This is a genomic window from Rubrivivax soli, from assembly GCF_049810355.1.
Classification (GTDB): domain Bacteria; phylum Pseudomonadota; class Gammaproteobacteria; order Burkholderiales; family Burkholderiaceae_C; genus Rubrivivax.
In genome coordinates, this window is the sequence record NZ_CP187368.1 from 5,191,349 (window position 1) to 5,205,483 (window position 14,135).

General features: G+C 71.0%; 16 protein-coding genes and 1 pseudogene. 13 read left to right on the plus strand and 4 right to left on the minus strand.

The window, feature by feature from the left end; all coding sequences use genetic code 11:
- The first annotated feature begins 14 nt into the window (after positions 1-14).
- The 7 genes and pseudogenes from ACPOLB_RS23885 (at position 15) to ACPOLB_RS23915 (ending at position 5,274) form a co-directional block, all read left to right on the plus strand.
- Positions 15-1,070 carry an ABC transporter ATP-binding protein gene (locus tag ACPOLB_RS23885; RefSeq protein WP_425258547.1) on the plus strand — a complete coding sequence of 352 codons (1,056 nt, stop codon included), beginning with the start codon at positions 15-17 and terminating at the stop codon, positions 1,068-1,070.
- Entirely contained in the window at positions 1,067-1,582 is a 516-nt protein-coding gene (locus tag ACPOLB_RS23890; protein ID WP_425258548.1) for a gluconokinase, read from the plus strand. The genes ACPOLB_RS23885 and ACPOLB_RS23890 overlap by 4 nt, the downstream gene beginning before the upstream one ends.
- A pseudogene (locus ACPOLB_RS23895) lies at positions 1,579-2,350 on the plus strand (glucose 1-dehydrogenase). Before ACPOLB_RS23890 ends, ACPOLB_RS23895 begins: the two are co-directional and overlap by 4 nt.
- 7 nt (positions 2,351-2,357) lie before the next feature.
- Positions 2,358-2,741 (plus strand): hypothetical protein, encoded by a 384-nt coding sequence (locus ACPOLB_RS23900; protein WP_425258549.1) that lies wholly within the window; start codon positions 2,358-2,360, stop codon positions 2,739-2,741.
- Positions 2,742-2,745: 4 nt separating this feature from the next.
- On the plus strand, positions 2,746-3,507 hold the full coding sequence (locus ACPOLB_RS23905) for a FadR/GntR family transcriptional regulator (RefSeq protein WP_425258550.1): 762 nt from the start codon (positions 2,746-2,748) through the stop codon (positions 3,505-3,507).
- A gap of 25 nt (positions 3,508-3,532) precedes the next feature.
- Positions 3,533-4,537, plus strand: a complete 1,005-nt coding sequence (gene denD / locus ACPOLB_RS23910) for a D-erythronate dehydrogenase (RefSeq protein WP_425258551.1) — start codon at positions 3,533-3,535, stop codon at positions 4,535-4,537.
- Entirely contained in the window at positions 4,534-5,274 is a 741-nt protein-coding gene (locus ACPOLB_RS23915; RefSeq protein WP_425258552.1) for an SDR family NAD(P)-dependent oxidoreductase, read from the plus strand. Before denD ends, ACPOLB_RS23915 begins: the two co-directional genes overlap by 4 nt.
- Before the next feature lies 1 nt (position 5,275).
- Here ACPOLB_RS23915 and ACPOLB_RS23920 read toward each other — a convergent pair whose 3' ends face one another.
- From ACPOLB_RS23920 to ACPOLB_RS23930, 3 genes are all read right to left on the minus strand, one after another.
- A complete protein-coding gene (locus ACPOLB_RS23920; RefSeq protein WP_425258553.1) occupies positions 5,276-5,431 on the minus strand; it encodes a hypothetical protein in 156 nt (51 codons plus the stop codon).
- A gap of 80 nt (positions 5,432-5,511) precedes the next feature.
- Entirely contained in the window at positions 5,512-6,444 is a 933-nt protein-coding gene (gene argF, locus ACPOLB_RS23925) for an ornithine carbamoyltransferase (RefSeq protein WP_425258554.1), read from the minus strand.
- Positions 6,441-7,661, minus strand: a complete 1,221-nt coding sequence (locus tag ACPOLB_RS23930; protein ID WP_425258556.1) for an aspartate aminotransferase family protein — start codon at positions 7,659-7,661, stop codon at positions 6,441-6,443. Before ACPOLB_RS23930 ends, argF begins: the two co-directional genes overlap by 4 nt.
- A gap of 140 nt (positions 7,662-7,801) precedes the next feature.
- On the opposite strand from ACPOLB_RS23930, the gene ACPOLB_RS23935 reads away from it, so the two are divergent.
- Entirely contained in the window at positions 7,802-8,119 is a 318-nt protein-coding gene (locus ACPOLB_RS23935) for a DUF3579 domain-containing protein (RefSeq protein ID WP_425258557.1), read from the plus strand.
- 77 nt (positions 8,120-8,196) lie between these two features.
- On the opposite strand, the gene rpsT is transcribed toward ACPOLB_RS23935, so the two are convergent.
- Entirely contained in the window at positions 8,197-8,499 is a 303-nt protein-coding gene (gene rpsT, locus ACPOLB_RS23940; protein ID WP_425258558.1) for a 30S ribosomal protein S20, read from the minus strand.
- Between the two features lie 157 nt (positions 8,500-8,656).
- On the opposite strand from rpsT, the gene murJ reads away from it, so the two are divergent.
- The 5 genes from murJ to pcnB are packed head-to-tail and all read left to right on the plus strand — an operon-like array spanning position 8,657 to position 14,070.
- Complete coding sequence (murJ, locus tag ACPOLB_RS23945; protein WP_425258559.1) at positions 8,657-10,213, plus strand: murein biosynthesis integral membrane protein MurJ; 1,557 nt, start codon at positions 8,657-8,659, stop codon at positions 10,211-10,213.
- A 15-nt stretch (positions 10,214-10,228) separates the two neighbouring features.
- A complete protein-coding gene (locus ACPOLB_RS23950) occupies positions 10,229-11,110 on the plus strand; it encodes a SirB1 family protein (RefSeq protein ID WP_425258560.1) in 882 nt (293 codons plus the stop codon).
- A 7-nt stretch (positions 11,111-11,117) separates the two neighbouring features.
- On the plus strand, positions 11,118-11,792 hold the full coding sequence (gene hda, locus ACPOLB_RS23955; protein ID WP_425258561.1) for a DnaA regulatory inactivator Hda: 675 nt from the start codon (positions 11,118-11,120) through the stop codon (positions 11,790-11,792).
- A complete protein-coding gene (locus ACPOLB_RS23960; protein WP_425258562.1) occupies positions 11,789-12,457 on the plus strand; it encodes an HAD family hydrolase in 669 nt (222 codons plus the stop codon). The genes hda and ACPOLB_RS23960 overlap by 4 nt, the downstream gene beginning before the upstream one ends.
- Positions 12,454-14,070, plus strand: coding sequence for a polynucleotide adenylyltransferase PcnB (gene pcnB / locus ACPOLB_RS23965; protein ID WP_425258563.1), 1,617 nt, complete (start codon positions 12,454-12,456; stop codon positions 14,068-14,070). Before ACPOLB_RS23960 ends, pcnB begins: the two co-directional genes overlap by 4 nt.
- Positions 14,071-14,135: the final 65 nt, after the last annotated feature.

The following is a 14,135-nucleotide window of genomic DNA, read 5'->3' on the forward strand; positions in this document are numbered from 1 at the left end:
AGGGAAGAAGAGCAATGGCATCCGTCTCGTTCCGCGACATCCAGAAGGCCTACGGCAAGGTCAAGGTCATCCACGGCATCGACTTCACCATCGCCGACGGCGAGTTCGTCGTGCTCGTCGGCCCCAGCGGCTGCGGCAAGAGCACGCTGCTGCGCATGCTGGCGGGGCTGGAGGAGATCTCCGGCGGCGAGATCCTGATCGACGGCAAGGTCGTCAACGAGCTCGAGTCGAAGGACCGCGACATCGCAATGGTCTTCCAGAGCTACGCGCTGTACCCGCACATGACCGTGCGCGACAACATGGGCTTCAGCCTGCGCCTGCGCAAGGCCGACGCCGCGACCACGGGCGAGCGTGTGGACCGTGCGGCCAAGATCCTGAACCTCGACGCGCTGCTCGACCGCTTCCCGCGTGAACTCTCGGGCGGCCAGCGCCAGCGCGTGGCGATGGGGCGCGCCATCGTGCGCGACCCCAAGGTGTTCCTGTTCGACGAGCCGCTGTCGAACCTGGACGCCAAGCTGCGCGTGGCGATGCGTGCCGAGATCAAGGCGCTGCACCAGCGCCTGAAGACGACCACGGTGTACGTCACGCACGACCAGATCGAGGCCATGACCATGGCCGACCGCATCGTGGTCATGCACGACGGCATCGTCGAGCAGATCGGCACGCCGCTGGAGCTGTTCGACCGGCCGGGCAACCTGTTCGTGGCGCAGTTCATCGGCTCGCCGTCGATGAACGTGCTGCAGGGCACGCTGTCCGGCGGCGCGGTCGAGGCGCTGGGTGCACGCTGGCCGGTGCCGCCCGGCGTGGGCAAGGGCAGCGAGGGGCAGGCGGTGCACTACGGCATCCGGCCGACCGACATGGCGCTGGCCGACAGCGGCATCCCGGCGCGCGTGGTGGTGGTGGAGCCCACCGGCGCCGAGACCGAACTGCTGCTCGACGTCGGCGGCCAGCAGCTGGTGCTGGTGATGCACGGCCGCACCGAGGCCCAGCCCGACGACACCGTGTACCTGGCCGTGGAGGCGGCCAAGGCCCACGTCTTCGACGGCACATCGGGACAACGCCTCACGTGAAGAACGGGCCGTGCATCGTCGTGATGGGCGTCAGCGGCTGCGGCAAGAGCACGGTGGGCCGTGCACTGGCCACGGCGCTCGGCCTGCCCTTCGTCGAAGGTGACGACCTGCACCCGCCACGCAACGTGGCGCTGATGGCGGCCGGCACGCCGCTGACCGACGACGACCGCGCCGACTGGCTGCGCACGCTGTCCGAGGTGCTGGCCGGTGCGGCCGCGCGCGGGCAGGGCGTGGTGGTGTCGTGCTCGGCGCTCAAGCGCCGCTACCGCGACGTGCTGCGCAGCGGCGCACCCGCGCTGCGCCTGGTGTTCCTGCACGGCAGCCGCGACCTGCTGGCCGAGCGCGTGGCCACGCGCACGCACCGCTACATGCCGGCGTCGCTGCTCGACAGCCAGCTGCAGACGCTGGAATCGCCGGGGCCCGACGAGCGCCCCGTCACGCTGGACATCAGCGCCCCGCCCGAGGCCCTGGCCGACGCGGCACGGCGCGCACTGGAGGCCACGGGCCCATGATCACCGCAGACACCTTCCGCCTCGACGGCCGCATCGCGCTCGTCACGGGCTCCTCGGGCGGCATCGGCCTGGCGCTGGCGCGCGGCCTCGCGCAGGCCGGCGCCCGCGTGGTGCTGAACGGCCGCGACACGGCCAAGCTCGACGCCGCCGTGCAGCAGCTGCGCAGCGAAGGCCTGCAGGCCGAGGGCAGCGCCTTCGACGTCGTCGACGTCGCGGCCGCCGCGGCGGCCGTGGACCGCATCGAAGCCGGCGTGGGTCCGATCGAGGTGCTGGTCAACAACGCCGGCATCACGCGCCGTGCGCCCTTCCATGAGCTGCCGCCGGCCGACTGGCAGGCGGTGCTGCGCACGAACATCGACAGCGTCTTCGCGGTCGGGCAGGCGGTGGCGCGGCACATGGTGGCGCGCGGCCGTCGGCCGCATCATCAACACCTGCTCGGTGCAGAGCGAGCTCGGGCGCCCGGGGCTGTCGGCCTACATGGCGAGCAAGGGCGCGCTGAAGATGCTGACCAAGGGCATGGCCATCGACCTGGGGCCGCACGGCATCAACGTCAACGGCCTGGCACCCGGCTACTTCAAGACCGAGCTGACGGCCCCGCTGGTGGCCGACGCCACCTTCAGCCAGTGGCTGACCAACCGCACGCCCAGCCGCCGCTGGGGCGACGTGGAAGACCTGGCCGGCGCGGTCGTCTTCCTGGCCTGCGACGCGTCCCGCTTCGTCAACGGCCATCTCCTGTATGTCGATGGCGGCGTCACCGCAACCCTGTAGGTCCCCCATGTCCACGTTCACCAAGGTCATCCTCGCCACTGGCGCCGACGGCCGTGCGCACTGGCGCGAAGAAGTCATCGCGCTGACCGAGGGCAAGCCGATGGCGATGCTGTCGCCGCTGCTGCCCAGCGGCGGCCTGCAGCTGCGCCACAGCCCGGTGGGCTTCCGCAGCGAGTTCCACTGCACGGGCGATCCGCAGTGGGTGTTCATCCTCGGCGGCGCGATGGAGATCGGCCTGCAGGACGGCAGCTCGCGCGTGTTCCACCCCGGCGAGCACTTCTTCTCGGCCGACACGCTGCCTGCCGGCGCCAGCTTCGACCCCGCGGTGCACGGCCACTGGAGCCGGCAGGTGGGCGACGCGCCGCTGGTCACCGCCTTCGTGCGGGGGTGATGGCATGAACGCGGTGAAGAACGTGCATGGCCACACGCTCGACCTGCTGGGCGAGGCCATCGTCGGCGGCCGCTATCCGGCCGGCGCTGCGATTCCCCCCGAGCCGATGCTGTGCGAGCAGTTCGGCGTCAGCCGCACCGTGGTGCGCGAGGCGGTGAAGTCGCTGGTGGCCAAGGGCCTGCTCGTCACCGGCCCCAAGGTTGGCACGCGCGTGCTGCCCGAGGACAACTGGAACTGGTTCGACCCCTCGGTCGTGCAGTGGAAGAGCAAGATGGGCCTGACGCGCGAGTTCCTGCGCGACCTGCAGGAGCTGCGCCGCGTGATCGAACCGGCCGGCGTGCGCCTGGCCGCGTTGCGCGCCACGGCGGCCGACATCGCAGCCATCGAGGCCGCGTATGCAGGCATGAAGCAGGCCATCGAACAAGGCGGCGACTACGTCAGCAACGACCTGCGCTTCCACCAGGGCCTGCTGATCGCCGGCCACAACCGCATGGTGGTGCAGATGAGCAAGGCGCTGGGCGCGCTGCTGCGCACCGCCTTCGAGATCAGCACGACGCGGCCCGACGGGCCTGCCAGTTCGCTGCCGCTGCACCGCGCGGTGCTCGACGCCGTGATCGCGCGCGACCCGGTGGCGGCCGAGAAGGCGAGCCTGGTGCTGATCGACGGCGCGCAGGACGACATCGAGCAGGTGCTCGCCTCGCGCCGCAAGCTGCCGTCGCTGAGCGCGCCCGCGCCCCGCCTGAAGGCGCCGCGCGCGCTGGCCTGACCCTCTTTCGCAAGGACTCTCGACCATGAAACTCCTGATCACCGGCGGTGCCGGTTTCGTCGGTGCGCGGCTGGCGCGCACACTGCTGCAGCGCGGCACCCTGGCCGGCCGGCCGCTGACCCAGCTGGTGCTGGCCGACCAGGTGCAGGCACCGGCCGACCTGCTGGCCGATGCGCGTGTGCAGTCGCGCGTGGCGCCGCTGCTGGCCACCTGCGAGAGCCTGCGCGAAGAAGGCTTCGACGGCGTGTTCCACCTGGCCTCGGCGGTGTCGGGCGAGTGCGAGGCCGACTTCGACCTCGGCATGCGCAGCAACCTCGACAGCACGCGCGCGCTGCTGGAGGCGCTGCGCCACCGCACGCAGTCGGGTGCGGCGCCGACGCGGCTGGTCTTCAGCAGCTCGGTGGCCGTGTTCGGCCCCGACCCGGCCGTGCCGCTGCCGGCGGTGGTGGGCGATACCACGCTGCCGGCGCCGCAGACCAGCTACGGCGTGCAGAAGCTGATCTGCGAGCACCTGGTGGCCGACTACACGCGCAAGGGTTTCATCGACGGCCGCGCCGCGCGCCTGATGACGGTGACGGTGCGCCCGGGCCGCCCGAACGGCGCGGCCAGCTCGTTCTTCAGCGGCATCATCCGCGAGCCGCTGGCCGGCGAAGAGGCGATCCTGCCGGTGGCGCCCGACGTGGCGCATCCGGTGAGCTCGCCGCAGCGCACGGTGGAGGGGCTGATCGCCGTCTACGAGGCCAGCCGCGAGGCCTTCCGCGGCCGCACGGCACTGAACCTGCCGGCGCTGAACGTCACGGTGCAGCAGATGCTGGACGCGCTGGAGAAGGTGGCCGGCCCCGCCGTGCGCGCGCGCGTGAAGCACGTGCGCGACGAGCGCATCGCCGGCATCGTCGCCAACTGGCCGCAGGCCGCCAGCGCCGAGCGTGCCGCGGGCCTGGGCCTGCTGCCCGAGGCGAACTTCGAGGACATCATCCGGCAGTACATCGCCGACAACGCGGGCACGGCCGCACTCAAGGGCATGGCATGAACCAGATCGACCTGAAAGGCCGCACCGCGGTCGTCACCGGCGGCGCCCAGGGCCTGGGCTATGCGATCAGCGAACGCATGCTGCGCTCGGGCGCCGAGGTGCTGCTGTGGGACATCGACGCCGGCAAGCTCGACGCGGCCTGCGCATCGCTGTCGGCGCTGGGTCCGGTGCGTGGCGCGCTGGTCGAGCTGACCGACGACGCGGCCGTGGCCGCCGCCACGGCGCAGGCCGGCCGCATCGACATCCTGGTCAACAACGCCGGCATCACCGGCGGCAACGGCACCACCTGGGAGCTGGACCCGGCGGTGTGGCGGCGCGTCGTCGAGGTCAACCTGATCGGCCCGTACCTCACGAGCCGGCACGTCGTGCCGCGCATGCTGGCCGGGGGCTACGGGCGCATCGTCAACATCGCCTCGGTGGCGGGCAAGGAAGGCAACCCGAACGCCAGCCACTACAGCGCCAGCAAGGCGGCGCTGATCGCGCTGACGAAGTCGCTGGCCAAGGAGCTGGCCACGAAGAACATCCTGGTGAACGCGGTGGCGCCGGCGGCGGCGAAGACGGCGATGTTCGACCAGATGGCGCAGAGCCACATCGACTACATGCTGAGCAAGATCCCGATGGGCCGCTTCCTGGAGCCGGCGGAGATCGCGGCGATGGTGGCCTGGCTGTCGAGCGAGGACTGCTCATTCAGCACCGGTGCCGTCTTCGACATCACCGGCGGGCGCTCGACCTACTGAACTACTGCAGGCCCTGCTGCGGCGCGCGCATGCGCAGCAGCAGGCGCAGGTACTCGAGGTCGGCGTGCAGCTTCTGCAGCTCTTCGCGCAGGTCGGCCCAGCGTTGCAGCTGCAGGGCCTCGGGCGGCAGGGCAGGGGGCGTGGTCTTGGCGTCCATGGCGGCATGGTCGGCCGCTGCCCTGGACGGGTCAACCCCGTGAGCCGGGGTGCCCGGATCGCGGGGGGCGCGGGGTGGCATCAGCCGATGCGCCCGAGCAGCAGGTACTCCATCAGCGCCTTCTGCACGTGCATGCGGTTCTCGGCCTCGTCCCAGACCACGCTCTGCGGCCCGTCGATGACCTCGGCCGTGACCTCTTCGCCGCGGTGCGCCGGCAGGCAGTGCATGAACAGGGCGTCGGGCTGCGCCACGGCCATCATCTCCTCGTCGACGCACCAGTCGACGAAGGCCTTGCGGCGCTCGTCGTTCTCGGCCTCGTAGCCCATGCTGGTCCAGACGTCGGTGGTCACCAGGTGCGCGCCTTCGCAGGCCTGCATCGGGTGGTTGAAGACCTTGTAGCAGCCGCTGTCGCGGATGCCGGCCACGGCCGGGTCGACCTCGTAGCCGCTGGGCGTGCTGACGTGCACCGTGAAGCCCAGCGTCTCGGCCGCCTGCAGCCAGGTGTTGGCCATGTTGTTGCCGTCGCCGACCCAGGCCACCACCTTGCCGGCGATGCTGCCTCGGTGCTCGATGTAGGTGAAGATGTCGGCCAGGATCTGGCACGGGTGGTATTCGTTGGTCAGGCCATTGATGACCGGCACGCGCGAGTGCGCCGCGAAGCGCTCGATCTTCGCCTGCTCGTAGGTGCGGATCATCACGATGTCGACCATGCGGCTGATGACGCGCGCGCTGTCCTCCACCGGCTCGGCGCGGCCGAGCTGGCTGTCGCCGGTGGTCAGGTGCACCACCGAGCCGCCCATCTGGTACATGCCGGCCTCGAAGCTGACGCGCGTGCGCGTGCTGGCCTTCTCGAAGATCATCGCCAGCGTGCGGTCGACCAGCGGCTGGTAGCGCTCGTAGTTCTTGAAGCGCGTCTTGATGATGCGCGCGCGGTCGAACAGGTAGGCGTACTCCTCGGCGCGGAAGTCCTTGAACTGCAGGTAGTGCTTCATCAACGAGTGGCCCGGCTTCATGGCGCTTCCGCCAGGAAGCCCTGGATCAGCGGCACCAGGATGGCGGCGATCTGCCGCGCCTCGTCGGCGTTGATCACCAGCGGCGGCAGCAGCCGCACCACGCGGTCGGCGGTGACGCTGATCATCAGGCCGGCCTCGGCCGCGCGGCCCAGCAGCACGCCGCAGGGCCGCGCGAGCTCGATGCCGATCATCAGCCCGGCGCCGCGGAACTCGACCACGCCGCCGCTGGCCACCTGGTCGGCCAGGCCGGTCTGCAGCGCGTCCAGCAGCACGCGGCCCATGGCCTCGGCGTTGGCCAGCAGGCCGTCCTCTTCCATGATGCGCAGCGTCTCGACGCCGGCGCGCATGGCCAGCGGATTGCCGCCGAAGGTGGTGCCGTGGTTGCCCGGACCGAGCACGTTCACGGCCTTGGGGCCGACGACGACGGCGCCGATGGGCACGCCCGAGCCCAGGCCCTTGGCGAGCGGCATCACGTCGGGGCGGATGCCGGCCCACTGGTGCGCGAACCACTTGCCGGTGCGGCCGATGCCGCACTGCACCTCGTCGAGCATCAGCAGCCAGTCCTGCCGGTCGCACAGCGCGCGCAGGCCCTGCAGGTACTCGTTGCGGCTCTGGTTGATGCCGCCTTCGCCCTGGATGACTTCCAGGAACACGGCCACCACGTTGGGGTTGCTGCGGGCGACTTCCTCGACCGCGGCCAGGTCGTTCAGCGGCACGCGCACGAAGCCTTCCACGAGCGGGCCGAAACCGGCCTGCACCTTCGGGTTGCCGGTGGCCGACAGCGTGGCGATGCTGCGGCCGTGGAACGCCTTCTCGTAGACGATGATGGCCGGCTTCTCGATGCCTTTGTCGTGGCCGAACTTGCGCGCGATCTTGATGGCGGCCTCGTTGGCCTCGAGCCCGCTGTTGCAGAAGAACGCGCCCGACAGGCCGGACAGTTCACACAGCTTGGCGCCCAGCTGTTCCTGCAGCGGCACCTCGTAGTAGTTGCTGCAGTGGATGAGCTTGGCGACCTGGTCCTGCAGCGCCGGCACCAGCTTCGGATGCGCGTGGCCCAGCGTGTTGACGGCGATGCCGCCCAGGCCGTCGAGGTAGCGCTTGCCCTGCGTGTCCCAGACCCAGCAGCCTCGGCCGTGCGAGAGCGCCAGCGGCAGGCGGCCGTAGGTGTTCAGCACGTGCGGCATCGGAGCCGGGACAGGGGTGTCGGGTGCGTTCATCGAGCGATCCTCAAGCGGCGCCAGGGAAGAGAATCGGCGTGCGAACCGTGGTGGCCCGCACGCCGAACGGGTTTCGATTCTAGAGGCCGGCCAGGTCGTGCTGCGACGCAGCAAATTGCGGGCACAATCTTGTGTTGCCGATGACCAGCCACCCACCCCGCCAGTACTACATCCAGGGCGTCACCCTGGAAGGCCGCAGCTTCCGACCCAGCGACTGGGCCGAGCGCCTCGCCGGGGCGATGTCCAGCTTCCGCCCGGGGGGCAGTGCCGGCGGCATCGGCGCCTTCATCGGCTATTCGCCGTACTGCGTGCCGCGCGTGATCGACGGCGTGAAGTGCGTCATCGTGAACGAGGCGCTGAAGGGCATCGAGCCGATGGCCTGGGACTTCGTCATGAACTTCGCCCGCGACAACGGGCTGAAGGTGGTGGAAGTGCTGCCCGGCGCCCCGCAGGTCTGAAACGCCGCAGCCGGCGGCCAGAAAGCAAAAAGGCCTGCTTGCGCAGGCCTTCCGTGCAACACCCGGAAATCTTGTCGTCAGGCGGCGAGCGCCAGTGCCTTGACCTTGGCGGCCAGGCGGCTCTTCAGGCGGGCGGCCTTGTTCTTGTGGAAGATGCCCTTGTCGGCGACCGAATCGATCACGCTCTGGGCGGTCTTGAAGCTGTCAGCGGCCTTGGTCTTGTCGCCGGCGGCAACGACCTTGACGACGTTCTTCACCACGGTGCGGAAACGCGAGCGCAGCGAGGTGTTGTGTGCGTTCAGCACCACGTCCTGGCGGGCGCGCTTGCGGCCCGAGGCGAGGCGAACGGTCTTCTTCTTGGCTTTGGACGAAGTGGCCATGCTGTGGAATCGAAAGAATTCGGGTGGTGCAAAGACCGTCGAGTATAGCACGGCACTGTGCGCAATGCCAGCTCGCGGACGCGGCCTCCTATAATCAGTGGCTGTCCCGGCGTCGGGCGTCTGCCGTGCAGCCTTTGCCGCTGCGCCACCTGCCTTCGTGAACCTGCTCCGGGCTGCCTCCACCGTCTCTGCACTGACCCTGGCCTCGCGCGTCACCGGGCTGGTGCGCGACCAGCTGGTCGCCGCCTACTTCGGCGCCAGTGCCATCACCGACGCCTACAACGTCGCCTTCCGCATCCCGAACCTCTTCCGGCGCCTGTTCGCCGAGGGCGCCTTCTCGCAGGCCTTCGTGCCGCTGCTGGCGGCCACGCGCGAACGCGACGGCGATGCCGCCACGCACCAGCTGGTCGACGCCGTGGCCACCGTGCTGGCCTGGGTGCTGCTGCTGGCCTGCGCGCTGGGCGTGATCGGCGCGCCGGTGCTGGTGTGGGCGATGGCCTCAGGGCTGGAGCGCTTCGACGAGGCCGTTCTGATGACGCGCTGGATGTTCCCCTACATCGGCTTCATGTCGATGGTGGCGCTGTCGGCGGGCATCCTGAACACCTGGAAGCGCTTTGCGGTGCCGGCGGCCACGCCGGTGCTGCTGAACCTGGCCGTGATCGCCGCCGCGGTGTTCGGCGCCCCGTGGTTCGAGCGCCGGGGCCTGGAGCCGGTGCTGGCGCTGGCCGGTGGCGTGCTGCTGGGCGGCGTGCTGCAGGCCGCGGTGCAGATCCCGGCGCTGCGCGCGCTGGGCCTGATGCCGAGGATCGGCCTGGCGCCGTCGCGGCTGCGCGCGGCCTGGGCGCACCCCGGGGTGCACACCATCCTGCAGCGCATGGCGCCGGCGCTGCTGGGCGTGTCCGTGGCCCAGGTGTCGATGCTGATCAACACGCAGATCGCGTCGCACGTGGGCGTGGGCGCGGTCTCGTGGCTGACCTATGCCGACCGGCTGATGGAGTTCCCGACCGCGCTGCTGGGCGTGGCGATGGGCGTCGTGCTGCTGCCGCAGCTGTCGTCGGCGCAAGGGCGGGGCGACACGCAGGCCTATTCCGGCATGGTCGACTGGGGCCTGCGGCTGGTGCTGCTGCTGGCCCTGCCGTGCGCCATCGCGCTGCTGGTGTTCGCGCAGCCGCTGGTGGCGGTGCTGTTCCACTACGGCGCCTTCACCGCGGCCGACGTGGCGCAGACGGCGCGGGCCGTGATGGGCTGGGGCGTGGGCCTGATGGGCCTGGTGGCGGTGAAGGTCCTGGCGCCGGCCTTCTACGCCCGCGAGGACACGAAGACGCCCGTGAAGATCGCCATCGGCGTGCTGCTGGTCACGCAAGTGCTGAACGCCGTCTTCGTGCCCTGGATCGGGTTCGCGGGGCTGGCGCTGTCGATCGGCCTCGGTGCGACGCTGAACGCCGCGCTGCTGCTGGCGGGACTGCTGCGCCGCGGCGTCTACCGGCCGGCCGCGGGCTGGGCCTTCTACGCGCTGCGCGTGCTGCTGGCCAGCGCGGCGCTGTGCGCCGGGCTGGTGTGGGCGGCGCAGGCCATCGACTGGATCGGGCTGCAGTCGCACCCGCTGCAACGCGCCGGCTGGATGGCCCTGGTGCTGGGCGGCGTGGCTGCCGGCTACTTCGCGCTGCTGGCGGCTGCCGGGCTGCGGGTGCGGCAGTTCATGCGCCGCGGCTGACCTACACTGGCAGGCATGGGAAGTCCGCTGCATTTCCAGGCACCGACGGCGCTGCAGTACTTCGCTGCGCTGGTGGCCGACGACGCCAGCTTCTCGGTGCTGGAAGCCGCCATCGCCGTGGCCCAGGACGCCGACCCCGGCCTCGACCCGCAGGCCGTGCTGTCCGAGATCGACGCGCTGGCCGAGCGCCTGCGCCGCCGCCTGCCGGCCGACGCCGCGCCGCTGCAGAAGCTGCGCCTGCTGAACCGCTACTTCTTCCAGGAACTCGGCTTCGCCGGCAACGTCAACGACTACTACGACGTGCGCAACAGCTACCTGCCCCAGGTGCTGCACAGCCGGCGCGGCATCCCGATCACGCTGGCGCTGCTGTACGGCGAACTGGCGGCGCAGGTGGGCCTGCAGGCGGCGGGCGTGTCGTTTCCCGGGCACTTCCTCGTCAAGCTGCACATGCCGCGCGGCGAGGTGATCCTCGACCCCTTCAGCGGTCAGTCGCTGTCGCGCGAGGACCTCGACGAGCGCCTGCAGCCCTACCTGCGCCAGCGCGGGCTGGTGGGCGAGTTCGAGGCGCCGCTGGGCCTGTTCCTGCAGGCGGCCCCGCCACGCGACGTGATTGCGCGGCTGCTGCGCAACCTGAAGGAGATCCACCGCAGTGCCGCCGATTGGCCGCGCCTGCTGGCGGTGCAGGAGCGGTTGGTGATCCTGCTGCCCCAGGCCTGGGACGAGGTGCGCGACCGCGGCCTGGCCCATGCGGCGCTGGGCGACGGCGAGCAGGCCGCGGACGACCTGCGCACCTACCTGCGGCACTGCCCGGATGCCGACGACGCCGGCGTGCTGCTGCAGCGCCTGCAGGCGCTGCAGGGCCGCCTGCACGCACCGCAGCGCCCGCGCCTGCACTGAACCGGCCATGAAGCAGATCCCGCTGGCCATCGGCCCCGAACCGCTGCCCACCTTCGACAGCTTCCTGACCGGTGGCAACGGTGCCGCGCTGGAACATCTGCGCCGACTGGCCATGCCCTCGGCCCCGGTCTACCTGTGGGGGCCGTCGGGCAGCGGCAAGACGCACCTGCTGCGTGCGCTGGCCCACGCCTGCCAGCAGGCGGGGCAGCGCGTGGGCTGGTTCGACGCCGCCGACGCCACGCCCTGGCCGCTGCAGCCCGACTGGTCGCTGGTCATCATCGACCGCTGCGACGCGCTCGACACTGCGGCCCAGCAGGCCGCCTTCGCGCTGTTCGTCGAGGCGGCCACCGAGGGCGTGCAGGTGGCTGCCGCCGGCCGCCTGCCGCCCGTGGACCTGCCGCTGCGCGACGACCTGCGCACGCGCCTGGGCTGGGGGCACGTGTTCGCGATGCAGCCGCTGGGCGAGGCCGAGACGCGCGCCGCGCTGCGTCGCGAGGGCGACCGCCGCGGCGTGCTGCTGTCCGACGAGGTGATGGACCATCTGCTCACGCGCTTCCCGCGCGACCTGAAGCACCTGATGTCGCTGCTGGACCGCCTGGACGAGTTCGCGCTGGCACGTTCGCGCGCCATCACGGTGCCGCTGCTCAAGACCATGCTGGCTGAAGAAGGCACGCCCTCTTGAACCTGACGCTCTTCGATCTCGACGGCACCCTGCTGCCGACCGACTCCGACCATGCCTTCGGCGAGCACCTCATCGCGCTCGGCTGGGCCGACGGCGAGGCCTACCGCCGTCGCAACGACGACTTCTTCCGCCAGTACCAGGAGGGGCGGCTCGACATCGATGCGTATGTCGAGTTCTGCACCAGCGCCTGGCGCCGGCGCAGCGCCGACGAGCTGGCCGCGGCCAGCGCCGCGTTCGTCGACGGCTACGCGCGCCCGTCGCTGCATCCGAACGCGCTGCAACTGGTGCAGCGCCACCGGGAAGCAGGCGACCTGCTGGCCATCGTCACCGCCACCAACGACTTCGTGACGCGGCCGATCGCCGACCTGTTCGGCATCGAGACCCTGATCGCCACCGAGCTCGAGCGCGATGCGCACGGCCGTGTCACCGGCGCCATCCGCGGCGTGCCGTCGTTCCGCGAGGGCAAGATCACGCGCGTCGAGCAATGGCTGGCGGCGCAGGGCCGCGCGCTCGCCGACTTCGACCGCTGCACGTTCTACAGCGACTCCACCAACGACCTGCCGCTGCTCGAACACGTGAGCCACCCGGTGGCCACCAACCCGGGCGCCGCGCTGCGCGACATCGCGCAGCAGCGCGGCTGGCCCATCCTGAACCTGTTCACATGATCAAGAAATTCATCGACCGCCTGCTCGGCAAGGGCGGCAAGCCCGCCGCCGAAGCCCCTGCCGCCGCGCAGCCGGCCATCCCGCTGGGACAGCGGGTGGAGCTCGGCCCCGAGCAGCACGGCATCGACCCCAGCCTGCTCGACGACAACGCCGTGCGCGTGGTGAAGACGCTGAAGGACGCGGGCTTCGAGGCCTACGTGGTGGGCGGCGCGGTGCGCGACCTGCTGGTGGGCCTGCGGCCGAAGGACTTCGACGTCGCCACCAACGCCACGCCCGAGCAGGTGAAGGCGCTGTTCCGGCGCGCCTTCATCATCGGCCGGCGCTTCCGCCTGGTGCACGTGGTCTTCGGCCGCGGGCGCGAGCACGAGGTCATCGAGGTCTCGACCTTCCGCGCCTACCTCGATGCCGCCGCCGCCGACCAGGTGGCCGGCAACGAGAAGACGAGCAAGCACGAGATCGCCGAGAAGAAGCACGTGGTCGACGCCAGCGGCCGCGTGCTGCGCGACAACGTCTGGGGGCCGCAGATCGAGGACGCGGCGCGGCGTGACTTCACCATCAACGCGATGTACTACGACCCGACCACGCGCACCGTGGTCGACTACCACGGCGGCATCGCCGACGTGCGCGCCAAGCTGCTGCGCATGATCGGCGAGCCCGAGACGCGCTACCGCGAGGACCCGGTGCGCATCATCCGCGTCGTGCGCTTCGCGGCCAAGCTGGGCTTCGAGATCGAGCCCGCCACGCGCAAGCCGATCAAGAAGATGAGCGCGCTGCTGGCCAACGTGCCGATCTCGCGCATGTTCGACGAGATGGTCAAGCTGCTGCAGACCGGCCACGCGCTGCGCAGCATCGACGAACTGAAGAAGCAGGGCCTGGACCGCGGCATCTTCCCGGTGCTCGACGCCGTGCTGGCGCAGGACAGGCCGAACCCGGCGCGCGAGACCTTCGTGCGCCTGGCGCTGCAGAACACCGACGCGCGCGTGGCCGACGGCCGCGCCGTCGTGCCCAGCTTCATGCTCGCCTGCATGCTGTGGCACGACGTGCAGGGCCGCTGGACCGCGCTGAAGGCCGGCGGCGAGGCGCCGTTCCCGGCGCTGCAGCAGGCGGTGGATGCGGTGTTCGACGCCCGCATCGGCGACATCTCCGGCCGCGGCAAGCTGGCCGGCGACATGCGCGAGATCTGGCTGATGCAGCCGCGCTTCGAGCGCCGCACGGTCAGCTCGGCGAAGGCGCTGGTGGAGCAGGCGCGCTTCCGTGCCGGCTACGACTTCCTGCGGCTGCGCGCGGATGTCGGCGAGATCGCCCCCGAGCTGGCGGACTGGTGGGAGGACTTCCACCTCGGCAGCGACGAGGAGCGCGAGGCGCTGCTGCAGGACCTGAAGGCGCAACAGCCACGCAGCCGGCGCGCCCCGGTGCGCCGCGATGCCGTGGCGTCGACGGAGGACGGCGACGCCGGGCATGCCGAACAGCACGGGCAGGCCGATGACGACGCCGATGGCGATGTCGGCGACATGCCGCCCGCCGGCAGCGACGCGCCGCCACGCAAGCGCCGCCGGCGCCGGCGCAAGCCCGCCGGTGCGGCTGGCGCAGCTGCCCCTGCCGCGACGGAGTAGGGCTGCGCGTGCGGCCGGCCGGAACAGGTGCGGCGCCTACAATGTGCAGATGACAAACCGGTGAC